Annotated in this window: 7 protein-coding genes; 2 read left to right on the top strand and 5 right to left on the bottom strand. The window is 76.6% G+C overall.

Features of this window, described 5'->3' with window-relative positions:
- Together G5C65_RS24185 and G5C65_RS24180 are read left to right on the top strand one after the other, a co-directional pair.
- Window positions 1–1,927: beta-galactosidase (locus G5C65_RS24185; protein WP_206442211.1), on the top strand; the 1,927-nt coding region annotated here is incomplete at its 5' end.
- Between the two features lie 54 nt (window positions 1,928–1,981).
- Window positions 1,982–4,150, top strand: a complete 2,169-nt coding sequence (locus tag G5C65_RS24180; RefSeq protein WP_165301027.1) for an MGH1-like glycoside hydrolase domain-containing protein — start codon at window positions 1,982–1,984, stop codon at window positions 4,148–4,150.
- 239 nt (window positions 4,151–4,389) lie between these two features.
- On the opposite strand, the gene G5C65_RS24175 is transcribed toward G5C65_RS24180, so the two are convergent.
- The 5 genes from G5C65_RS24175 to G5C65_RS24155 are packed head-to-tail and all read right to left on the bottom strand — an operon-like array spanning window position 4,390 to window position 9,262.
- Complete coding sequence (locus G5C65_RS24175) at window positions 4,390–5,391, bottom strand: proline racemase family protein (protein ID WP_165301026.1); 1,002 nt, start codon at window positions 5,389–5,391, stop codon at window positions 4,390–4,392.
- Window positions 5,391–6,326 carry a dihydrodipicolinate synthase family protein gene (locus G5C65_RS24170; RefSeq protein WP_165301025.1) on the bottom strand — a complete coding sequence of 312 codons (936 nt, stop codon included), beginning with the start codon at window positions 6,324–6,326 and terminating at the stop codon, window positions 5,391–5,393. Before G5C65_RS24170 ends, G5C65_RS24175 begins: the two co-directional genes overlap by 1 nt.
- Window positions 6,310–7,848, bottom strand: a complete 1,539-nt coding sequence (locus G5C65_RS24165) for an FAD-dependent oxidoreductase (protein ID WP_165301024.1) — start codon at window positions 7,846–7,848, stop codon at window positions 6,310–6,312. Before G5C65_RS24165 ends, G5C65_RS24170 begins: the two co-directional genes overlap by 17 nt.
- On the bottom strand, window positions 7,845–8,075 hold the full coding sequence (locus G5C65_RS24160; protein ID WP_165301023.1) for a (2Fe-2S)-binding protein: 231 nt from the start codon (window positions 8,073–8,075) through the stop codon (window positions 7,845–7,847). The genes G5C65_RS24165 and G5C65_RS24160 overlap by 4 nt, the downstream gene beginning before the upstream one ends.
- Window positions 8,072–9,262 carry an NAD(P)/FAD-dependent oxidoreductase gene (locus G5C65_RS24155; protein ID WP_165301022.1) on the bottom strand — a complete coding sequence of 397 codons (1,191 nt, stop codon included), beginning with the start codon at window positions 9,260–9,262 and terminating at the stop codon, window positions 8,072–8,074. The genes G5C65_RS24160 and G5C65_RS24155 overlap by 4 nt, the downstream gene beginning before the upstream one ends.
- Window positions 9,263–9,393 lie beyond the last annotated feature (131 nt).

The raw sequence follows: 9,393 nt of genomic DNA, 5'->3' as shown, positions 1-9,393 counted from the left end.
CGTCTGGGAGGAGGACGTGCGGCTGATGCGCGAGGCCGGGGTCACCCTGGCCACCCTCGGCGTCTTCTCCTGGGCCCGGCTCCAGCCCGGCCCCGGCACCTGGGACTTCGACTGGCTGGACCGGCTGCTGGACCTGCTGGCCGCGCACGGCATCGCCGCCGACCTCGCCACCGCCACCGCCTCCCCGCCCGCCTGGCTGGTCCGCGCCCACCCGGAGATCCTCCCCGTCACCGCGGACGGCGTACGCCTGGAGTTCGGCTCCCGGCAGCACTACTGCCCGTCCTCCCCGGCCTACCGGGAGGCCGCCGTACGGCTGGCGCGGCGGATCGCCGAGCGCTACGCCGGGCACCCCGCGCTCGCCCTGTGGCACATCCACAACGAGTACGGCGACCACGTCACCGAGTGCTTCTGCGCCGCCTCCGCCGCCGACTTCCGGCGCTGGCTGCGCGAGCGGCACGGCACCGTCGAGGAGCTCAACCGCGCCTGGGGCACCGCCTTCTGGGCCCAGCGCTACGGCTCCTTCGACGAGATCGAGCCGCCGCGCGCCGCGCCGGGGCCGGTCAACCCCACCCAGACCCTGGACTGGCGCCGCTTCTGCTCCGACGCGCTGCTCGCCTGCTACCGCGCGGAGAAGGCCGTCCTGGACGAGGCCGCGCCGGGCACCCCGGTGACCACGAACTTCATGTCGATGTTCAAGCCGCTGGACTACTGGACGTGGGCCGCCGAGGAGGACCTGGTCTCCGACGACGCGTACCCGGACCCGGCCGACCCGCGCGCCCAGGTGAACGCGGCGCTGCACTACGACCTGATGCGCTCCCTCGGCCAGGGCCGCCCCTGGCTGCTGATGGAGCAGGCGCCGTCGGCGGTCAGCTGGCGCCCCGTCAACGTCCCCAAGCGCCCCGGACTGCAGCGCCTGTGGTCCCTCCAGGCGCTGGCACGCGGCGCGGACGGCGTCCTGTACTTCCAGTGGCGCGCCTCCGTCGCCGGGGCCGAGAAGTACCACAGCGCGCTGCTGCCCCACCGGGGCACGGCCTCCCGAGGCTGGCGGGAGACCGTCCGGTTCGGCGCCGAGCTGGCGCGGCTGGCCCCCGTCGCGGGCACCCGCACCACCGCCGAGGTGGGCATCCTGCTGGACTGGGACTCCTGGTGGGCGCTGGAGCTCGACGACCACCCCTCCGCGCGGATGCGCTGGCGCACCCTGCTCGACCCCTGGTACGCGGCGCTGTACGCCAGGGGGGTCACCGCCGACTTCGTCCGGCCGGGCGCCCGCCTCGACGGCTACCGGGTGCTGCTCGCCCCCAACCTCTACCTGCTGCGCCGCGAGCACTCCGCACAGCTGGCGCGGTGGGTCGCGGACGGCGGGCACCTGGTCTGCGGCGGCTTCAGCGGCGTCGTCGACGAGAACGACCACGTGCACCCGGGCGGCGCGCCCGGCCCGCTGCGCGAGCTGCTGGGGATCGCCGTCGACGAGTGGTGGCCGGTGCCGGACGGCGCGACCGTCGGCGTCCGGCTGCCCGGCGGGGAGGCGCGGGCCGCGCTGTGGAGCGAGTGGCTGGAGCCCGCGGACGCCGACCCCGTCGCCGTCTACACCGACGGCGAGCTGCGCGGCCTCCCCGCCGTGACCCGCCGGGGCCGGGCCTGGTACGTGGGCTGCCATCTGGGCGAACGGATCGGCGACGTACTGGACCCGGTGCTGGACGAGGCGGACGTCCGGCCGGTGCTGGCCGGCCTGCCGGACGGCGCGGAGGCGACGCTCCGGCGCGGCCCGGACGCCGCGTACCTCTTTGTACTGAACCACGGCGACGGGGCCGTCGAGGTGCCGCTGCCGGAGGGCACGGATCTGCTCACCGGGCGTCCGGTGCACGGCGCGGTGCGCCTCCCGGCGCGGGACGCGGCGGTGGTGCGGGTCCCTCCCCCCGGACCGTGAGGGCCCGGCCCCTTCCCGCACCCTGCCCGACGACGACAAAGGGACGTCCGAACCATGAGACCTCTGCTCACCGCCACCGTGGCCGTCACCGCCGTGCTGGCCACCACGCTCTCCGCCGCCCCCGCGGCGGCCCAGGCCCCCGACCGCTCCCGAGCGCCCTCCTACGCCGACGTGCTCGACCTGCGCGGCGCGCCCGCCACCGCCCACCCCGGCGGCACGAAGGAGAGCACCACCAACCCGCTGAACGTCTTCGCCGACCGGGGCGCCTGGCACGCCTACGCGCTCCCCGAGCAGCGCGACCCCACGACCTGGGGCGGCTTCAGCGGGCCGCTCTACATCGCCCAGGAGTACCCCTGGTGGCTCAGCCGCACCTTCAGCCGCCTCCGCCTCACCGAGCGCGGCAGGACACTGGACCTCGCCGGCGGCGGGCGTCCGCAGTTCACCTCCCTCCCCGGCGTGCTCCGCCAGACCTACCGCCTGCAAGGCGGCCTCCGCCTCACCCTGGAGCTGCGCTACGCGACCAACCGCACCGCCCTCGTCCGGGCCCGCGTCGGCAACACCGGCCGCACCACCCGCACCCTGGGCGCCCGCTGGACCGGCTCGCTGCTGCGCCCCGCGAAGCAGCCGATGCGCACGGCCCCCCGGCTCCGCGCCACCCGCACCGGGGTGGGCGTGGACTTCGCCCGGGTCCGCGAGAAGTGGGACTACCTGACCGACGGCACCGAACGCTTCCAGGTCCGGCACGCCGAGCGCGTCCGCACCTCCGTCGGCGGCGACCGCTACCGCACGGACCTGGCCCGCCCGCTGCGCGTGCGCGCGGGGCACCGCGTCACCCTCGACTGGACCGAGTCCTACACCTTCACCGGCGCCGAGCGGCGCCGGGAGGCGGGCCGCGCAGCCCGCGCCCTGGCGCGCCCGCACGCGGTGGCCGCCGCCGGTGCCGCGCGCTGGCGCGGCTACGTCCGCAAGGCCAACCGGGGCGTCCCGGCCGAGCGGCGGCGCCTCGCCGTCAAGTCCGTCGAGACGCTCGTCACCAACTGGCGCAGCGCGGCCGGGATGCTGCGGCACGACGGGGTGACGCCGTCCGTGAGCGACAAGTGGTTCGCGGGCGGCTTCTGGGCGTGGGACTCCTGGAAGCAGGCGGTGGGCACGGCCCGGTTCGCGCCCGGCCTGGCCAAGGACCAGATCCGCTCGATGTTCGACCACCAGATCACCCGGCACGACCGGGACCGCCCGCAGGACGCGGGCATGGTCCCGGACGCCGTCTTCTACAACGACACCGCGCACGGCGGCGGCAACTGGAACGAGCGCAACTCCAAGCCCCCGCTCGCCGCGTGGGCCGTCTGGGAGGTGTACCGGGCGACCGGCGACCGGGGCTTCCTGCGCGAGATGTACCCGAAGCTGGCCGCGTACCAGGCGTGGTGGTACCGCAACCGGGACCACGACCACGACGGCCTGGCCGAGTACGGCGCGACCGTCGACCCCGCGAACCGGACGCCGGAGGACGCCCGGCTGGCCGCGGCCTGGGAGAGCGGGATGGACAACGCGCCCCGCTTCGACGCCGCGCTCGGCACGAAGACGCTGGTGAACCGGGACCGGCACGGGGCGAAGACGGGCTACTCGGTCAACCAGGAGTCCGTCGACCTCAACGCCTACCTCGCCGCCGACCAGGGGTATCTGGCCCGGATCGCGGGGGCGCTGGGCCACCGCCGCGCCGCGGCGTCCTGGCGCGGGCGCGCGGCGGCGGTGCACCGCGCGGTGCGGGCCACGATGTTCGACCGGCGCACGGGCTGGTTCTACGACACCTCGCTCGGCGGTCACCGGCTCGTCGCGCGCGGACGCGGCATCGAGGGTGCGGTCCCGCTGTGGACCGGCACGGCCACCCGGGCCCAGGCGCGCGCCGTGCGCAAGGCGCTGCTCGCACCGGGGGAGTTCGGGACGCGGGTCCCGTTCCCGACGGTGGCCAGGAGCTCGCCGTACTTCGACCCGACGGCGTACTGGCGGGGCCCGGTGTGGCTGGACCAGGCGTACTTCGGGGTGCGGGGGCTGCGGCGGTACGGGTACGAGCGGGACGCCCGCCGGCTGACGCACCGCCTCCTGCGGGAGGCGGCGGGGCTGTCGGGCAACGGCCCGATCCGCGAGAACTACGACCCGTTGACGGGGAAGGGGCTGAACGCCCGCAACTTCTCCTGGTCGGCGGCGCTGATTCTGCCGCTGCTGTGAGCGGAGCCTGCCGGATCGGGGCTGCCCCTTGCGCACCGTCGCGGGCTGCGGGCGCTCCGTGGCGTGGCGCGCAGTTCCCCGCGCCCCTTCGGGGCGCCGTGGTTCGCGGAACACATCGTGCCCCGTCAGGGACGCGGGGAACTGCGCGACCGGCTACCGACCACCCGCACCCTGCGACGAGCAGCAAGGGGAAGCCCCTTCACAGCGACAGCATCACAGCGGCGGCCACACAGCCGCCGCTACAGCGTGAAGCCCGTGGGAAAGGGGTCGCTCGGGTCCAGGACATAGTTGGCCGTGCCGGTGATCCACGCGCGTCCCGAGATCTCGGGGACGACGGCCGGCACCCCGCCCACCTCGCTCAGGCCCGTCAACCGCCCCGAGAACCGCGTCCCGATGAACGACTCGTTCACGAACTCGGCCCCCACCTCCAGCTCCCCCCGCGCGTGCAGCTGCGCCATCCGCGCGCAGGTCCCCGTCCCGCACGGCGAACGGTCGAACCACCCCGGGTGGATGGCCATCGCATGGCGCGAGTGCCGCGCCGTCGACCCGGGCGCCAGGAACTGGACGTGCCCGCAGCCCCCGATGCCGGGATCGGTGGGGTGGACGGGCCGGTTCTGCTCGTTCACGGCGGCCATGACGGCCAGACCGGCCCGCAGAATGTCGTCCTTGCGGGCCCGGTCGAACGGCAGCCCGAGGTCCGCGAGCTCGGTGACGGCGTAGAAGTTGCCGCCGTACGCCATGTCGTAGCGCACCTCGCCCAGCCCCGGCACCGTGACCACCGCGTCCCGCTGCAGCGCGAACGCGTCCACATTGCGCAGGGTGACCTTCTCGGCCACCCCGTCCCGCACCGCGACCCGGGCCTCGACCAGTCCGGCCGGGACGTCCAGCCGCACGACCGTCTCCGGCTCGGCCACCTCGACCATCCCCGTCTCGACCAGGACGGTCGCGACCCCGATGGTGCCGTGTCCGCACATCGGGAGGAAGCCGCTGGCCTCGATGTAGACGATGCCCCAGTCGGCGTCCGCGCGCGCCGGGGGCTGCAGCAGGGCGCCGCTCATCGCGGCGTGCCCGCGCGGCTCGTCGACCAGGAAGCGGCGCAGCCCGTCCAGATGCTCCACCGCGTACCGGCGGCGCTCCGCCATCGTCGCGCCCGGGATGGGCGGCACGCCGCCGGTCACCACCCGGGTCGGCATGCCCTCGGTGTGCGAGTCGACGGCGCTCAGGGTGCGGACCGACCGCATCAGCTCCTCCCCTCCCGCACATGGGCGATCGCCTGCTTCATCGCCGCCTCCACCTGCTCGCGGTGCGCGGGCACCAGCGGCCCGCGCGGCGGCCTGCAGGGCCCGCCGTACCGCCCGACCATGTCCATCCCCGCCTTGATGGCCTGCACGAACTCCGTGCGCGAGTCCCAGCGGAACGCCGCCACCAGCGGCTCGTACAGCGCCCGCGCCTCCGCGTGCCGCCCGGCCCGCGCCAGCTCGTACAGCCGTACGGACTCGGCGGGGAAGACGTTCGGGAAGCCCGCGAACCAGCCCGTGGCGCCCATCAGCAGGCTCTCCAGCACCACATCGTCCGCGCCGCCCACCACCTCAAGACCCGGCGCGCGCTCGCGGATCTCCAGCACCCGGCGCACATCCCCGGAGAACTCCTTGACCGCCACCACCCCGTCGATCTCCGCCAGCTCGGCCAGCAGCCCGGGGGTGAGGTCCACCTTGGTGTCGAGCGGGTTGTTGTACGCCATCACCGGCAGCCCGACCGCCGCCACCCGCTCGAAGTGCTCGACGATCTCGTCCCGGTTGGCGCGGTACAGCGTCGGCGGGAGGCACAGCACGCCGTCCGCGCCGTCCTCGGCCGCCGCCTCGGCCCAGCGGACCGCCTGGTGCCAGCCCGCGGCGTGCACGCCGACGACGACCTTGCCCGTGCCGTCGCCGCTGCCGCGCACCGCCTCGATCGCGGTCCGCGCGACGGCGCGGCGCTCCTCGTCGGTGAGGGCCGAGTACTCGCCCAGCGAGCCGTTCGGGCCGACGCCCGCGCAGCCGTTCTCCAGCAGCCAGCGGCAGTGCTCCGCGTAGCGCTCGTGGTCCACCGCGAGCCCGGCGGGCGCCGCCGGGTCGGTGCGGTACGGCAGCGCGGCGGCCACGATGACGCCGCCGAGGACGCTACGTCCGCTGTCCACGGCCCCCGTGCTCTCCGTGCTCTCCGTGCGGGTCGTGCTCTCCGTGCGGGGCGTGCGGGTCGTGCTCTTCCTGCTCTGCGTCACGCGTGCTCCTTGCCGGTCGGGCGAGTTCGCCGAGCCGGATCGGCTGGGCGATCGGTCTGCGGTGCGGGGTCCAGTCGGTGGGCGGCGCCTGGCCGCGCAGCCGCGCCGTCAGCTCGGCCACCGCCGGTCCGCAGATACGGGCCTGGCAGGGCCCCAGGCCCGCGCGGGTGGCGAGCTTGCCGACCCGGGGGTCCCCGGACGCCGGGTCGGCGGCCGCCGCGCACAGCGCCCCGTAGCGGGCTGTCTCACAGCGGCAGACGACGGTGTCCTCGCGCAGCCAGCCGGGCCACTCCGCGCCGACGGGATGGGCGCGGGCCAGCCGCCGCGCGAAGCGGCGGCCCTGGTCGCGGGCGCGGCGCAGCGGCGCGAGGACCGGGGCCGCCGGGTCTCCTCCCGCGGCGCACCAGCCCGCCAGCGCGCCCTCGGCGCGCGCCGCGGGAGCCCCGGCGACACCGGTGATCTCGCCTGCCGCGAAGACGCCGGGCGCACCCGCGCGCTGGGCGCCGTCGACGGCGACGAAACCGCCGTCCAGCGCGCAGCCCGCCGCGAGCGGCAGCTCCAACTGCGGTGTGAAGCCGTGGCCCACGCACACCGCGTCCGTCGACAGCGTCCGCCGGCTGCCGGGCACCACCGACCAGTCCGGCCGCAGCGCCGCCGTGACGACCTCCTCCACCCGCCCCTCGCCGCGCGCCTCGACGACCGTACGGCCGGTGCGGAACGGCACCCGGTGGCGGGCCAGCAGCGCGGTGTGGCGGAGGAGTTCGGCGGCCTTGCCGCCCGCGGCCGCGAGCTGCCACGGGCGGTGCGACCAGCCCGCCGCGAGCGTCCCCGCGCCGTTCGCCTCGCACACCTCCCGCACCCGCGCGCCCGCCGCCAGCAGGGACGCGGCCACCGGCAGCAGGAAGGGGCCGGTGCCCGCGACCACCACCCGCCGGCCGACGGCCACCCGCTGCCCCTTCGCCAGCGCCTGCGCCGCACCCGCCGTGACGACGCCCGGCAGCTCCCAGCCGGGGAAGGGCAGCACCCGGTCGTGCGCGCCCGGCGCGAGGACCAGCGCGTCCGGGGCGAGGACCGCGCGGGGGCGGTCCGCCGCGTCGGCGGGGCCGTGCAGCGTGTGGACCAGGGGCGGCAGGCCCGCGCCGCCGTCCCCGTCCCCGTCCCGCTGCTCCAGGGCCCACACGGCGGTGCGGGAGCGCCAGGCGCAGCGGGGGTGCGCCAGCACCCGGGCGCGGCGCCGCTCGAAGGAGGGCGGGCCCGGGGCGCCGGGGGGACGCCGGTGGTACTGGCCTCCCGGCCGGTCCGCGAGGTCCACGAGGGTGACGCGGGCGCCGGCGGCCAGCGCCCAGTCCGCGGCGGCGAACCCGGCGGGCCCGGCCCCGACGATGACGACGTGGCGCCCGGTCCTACCCGGCCCGCCCGGCGCCGCACCCCGCCTCACGAGGGCTCCCTCGGCTGGGTGCCGACCACGTCGCCGTCACCGGCGTCCCGCAGGCACGCCCGGACGTCCCGCTCGCCGTTGACCGTCACCAGGCACCCGAAGCAAACGCCCATACCGCAGAAGACGCCGCCGGGGCGGCCCGCGGCGACCAGCACCGCCGCCACGCTCTGCCCCGGCGCCCCGGTCACCGGCTCCCCGTCCACCAGGAGGGTGATGCCGCCACTCATACCTCTGCCTCCTTCGTCACCGCCGGGCGGTCGGCCCGGAAGTCCGACGGGTCCAGCGACGGCTCCCGCCCCGTCACCAGCTCGGCCAGCAGCCGTCCCGTGCCCAGCGAGAGGCCGATCCCGGCGCCCTCGTGCCCGGTCGCGTGCCACAGCCCCGGCAGCCGCGGGTCGGGGCCGATGACCGGCAGGTGGTCCTCGACGTACGGGCGGAACCCGCCGTACGCGCGGGTCAGGGGGACGGAGCCGAGCCGCGGGAAGAGCCGCAGCGCCTTGCGCGCGACGGCGGACAGCACCTCCGGGCGTATCCGCGTATCGAAGCCGACGCGGCGCCGCGAGGAGCCGATCAGCACGCTGCCGGCCCGGGTGGACTCCACCACGGCGGAGGTCATCAGCTCCGCGGCGCCGCTGCCGACGGCGCCCACGTAGTCGGCGTCGTACACCTTGTGGAAGACCGTCGGCGGCAGCGGCGCGGTCACCAGCACATCGCCCCGCCGGGGCCGGACGGCGACGGGCGCGCCGAGCCGCGCCCCCAGCTCGCCCGCCCAGGGCCCGGCCGCCTCGACGAACAGGTCGCCGCCCAGCGTCCCGTCCCGGTGCCGGACGGCCGCCAGCCGCCCGCCGCGCACGACGGCGCCGGTGATCTCGCAGCCGGTGCGCAGCCGCGCGCCCTGGGCGAGCGCGTCGCCGAGCAGCGCGGCGGCGGCCCCGGCGGGCTGCACCTGGGCGTCGTCCGGGTAGTGCACGGCCGCCGTGTGCGCGGTGGTGACGAACGGCTCGGCCGCGGCGAGCGCGGCGGCGTCCAGGACCTCGGCCCGTACGTCCGCCGCGCGCTGCGCCCCGGCGAAGTCCAGCAGGCCACGGGCGCCCTCGTCGGTGGTGGCGACCACGATGCCGCCCTTGGGCGCCCACTCGGCGCCCGCGGCGCGGCCGCGGCCCCGGAGCGGGTCGCGCTCGGCGATCCGCTCCAGTGTCCCGGGCCACAGCGCGCGGGAGAGCTGGGCCAGCCGCAGCTCGGGGCCGGGCGCCTTGTCGGAGACCAGGACGTTGCCCTCGCCGTGCGCGGTGGTCGCGGCCGCTGCGCCGCCCCGGTCCACGACGACGACCTCGAAGCCGGCGAGCGCCAGCTCGCGGGCGCAGGCGGCCCCGATGACGCCGGCTCCCATGACCACCGCACGCGATCGGTCCATCAGCTCTCCTAATTCGTGAGTAGGCGGTTCCAGGGCAGCCCCGTGAAGGGCTGCTGGACTGACTGATGTGGATGGGTTTCGCGGTGGCCGCGTGGGCGCCGGATGGACTCCTGTGTTCTCCCGGCCCGCTG

The organism is Streptomyces boncukensis (genome assembly GCF_011045075.1).
GTDB classification, from domain to species: domain Bacteria; phylum Actinomycetota; class Actinomycetes; order Streptomycetales; family Streptomycetaceae; genus Streptomyces; species Streptomyces boncukensis.
Note: the sequence above shows the minus strand (reverse complement) of the source record. Positions and strands in the feature narration are given on the sequence as shown.